Below are 1,221 nucleotides of genomic sequence, written 5' to 3'. Positions count from 1 at the left end.
GCGGCTGGATCACCTCCTTTCTAAGGAGTCAGGCAGATGGAAGAACATCGAAGATGGTCGGCCATCTGGAACAGGTGACAGATACAAGCAGAGTAGATATTGTTCGATTTTGAGGGCCCTGAAAAGGGGTTACTCAAAACCTTATGTGGGGGTTTAGCTCAGCTGGGAGAGCACCTGCTTTGCAAGCAGGGGGTCAAGGGTTCGATTCCCTTAATCTCCACCACATGGGCCAATAGCTCAGCTGGCTAGAGCACACGACTGATAATCGTGAGGTCGATGGTTCGAGTCCATTTTGGCCCACCATGTGATGAAAATCAAAGTTCCGGGAGACTGGGCTTTGAGGAACATCACCAAGACGTACCTTGAAAACTGAATAATAACTGCGAAACAAAGATTATAGTAAGTTCTTTTAAGAAATATTGCAATTTCAAAAGGAAGGGTAACAATAATCTTCGTTGGCAAAAGAGAGAATCAAGAGGATACCAAATGTTCTGAAAGAACGTTTGAAAGGTCAAGCGAACAAGGGCGCAGGGCGAATGCCTTGGCACTGGGAGCCGATGAAAGACGTGATAAGCTGCGATAAGCTTCGGGGAGCTGCAAATAAGCATTGATCCGGAGATTTCTGAATGAGGAAACTCACCTGGGTTCATACTCAGGTACAATACACTGAAATTCAAAATAGGTGTATTGAGGGAACCGCCTGAACTGAAACATCTAAGTAGGGCGAGGAAGAGACATCAAACGAGATTCCGTAAGTAGTGGCGAGCGAACGCGGAAGAGGGCAAACCGAGAGTAGAAATACTTTCGGGGTACGGACTGCTTTTAAGACTCAATCTGTTAACCGAACGGCATGGGAAGGCCGGTCAGAGAGTGTGAGAACCACGTAGGTGAAAACGGAGAGAGCTGCGCAGGATCCAGAGTACGGCCAGACACGTGAAACCTGGTCGGAATACGGGGGGACCACCCTCCAACCCTAAATACTACCCAGTGACCGATAGCGTATAGTACTGTGAAGGAAAGGTGAAAAGCACCCCGGGAGGGGAGTGAAAAAGAACCTGAAACCCTGTGCCTACAAGCACCTAGAGCGCGTCAAAGCGTGATAGGGTACTTTTTGTAGAACGGTCCGGCGAGCGATTGTATGCAGCAAGGTTAAGGACTTAAGGTCTGGAGCCGAAGCGAAAGCGAGTTTGAAAAGGGCGTTAAGTTGCATATAATGGGCCC

The 1,221-nt window shown here is 48.4% G+C and carries 2 tRNA genes and 1 rRNA gene; all 3 read left to right on the top strand.

What is annotated here, in order from left to right:
* The first annotated feature begins 147 nt into the window (after positions 1-147).
* Positions 148-223, top strand: a tRNA-Ala gene (locus J3351_RS13980).
* A gap of 3 nt (positions 224-226) precedes the next feature.
* Positions 227-303: transfer RNA gene (locus tag J3351_RS13975), tRNA-Ile, on the top strand.
* Positions 304-509: 206 nt separating this feature from the next.
* Positions 510-1,221 (top strand): 23S ribosomal RNA (locus J3351_RS13970); the annotation flags it as partial.

This window comes from Faecalibacterium sp. Marseille-Q0746 (genome assembly GCF_017377595.1).
Taxonomy (GTDB): Bacteria; Bacillota; Clostridia; order Oscillospirales; family Ruminococcaceae; genus Faecalibacterium; species Faecalibacterium duncaniae.
Note: the sequence above shows the minus strand (reverse complement) of the source record. Positions and strands in the feature narration are given on the sequence as shown.